At 34.0% G+C, this 485-nt stretch carries 1 pseudogene; it reads left to right on the top strand.

Annotated features, from left to right (window positions below):
* Nucleotides 1–132: 132 nt before the first annotated feature.
* Nucleotides 133–485: pseudogene (locus LJE08_RS13795) on the top strand (IS110 family transposase); the annotation flags it as partial.

The raw sequence follows: 485 nt of genomic DNA, 5'->3' as shown, positions 1-485 counted from the left end.
AGACAATTGACTCGTCATCACCATAATCTAAAGGAAGAACTCAATATATACTGTAATCGACTACAGAAATCAATTGATCTTGTTTTTCCTGAATTCAATACCTTATTCGGTTCTAAATATGGTGTTGTTTACATGAATCTTCTTAAAACGTTTGGCAGCGCTGAAGCAATCGCTTCTACAGACATTCGTACAATTCGTAAATGTTTTGAAATCAAAGGTAGAGGCAATCGTATTTCATTGACTCCGGAAAAATTAAAAGAATGTGCAAAGAATTCTATCGGAATCTCTTCTGAAGTTGAAACTATACAGATCAAACACTTGGTAAGCCAAATCATGCTTATTAAAGAGCAAATCGCTGAAATAGATAAAAAAATAGAAGAGTTCTCGATCAAAAACAACTCTCCTATCCTAAGCATTCCAGGGATTTCTCATTTCTCTGGTACTTCTATTTTAGCCGAATTAGGAGATATTGGCAATTATTCCAA

Source organism: Holdemanella sp. DFI.5.55, assembly GCF_020593575.1.
In the GTDB taxonomy this organism is placed as follows: Bacteria; Bacillota_I; Bacilli_A; order Erysipelotrichales; family Erysipelotrichaceae; genus Holdemanella; species Holdemanella hominis.
The sequence above is the reverse complement of the archived record's forward strand: the minus strand, read 5'-3'. Positions and strand labels throughout refer to the sequence as shown.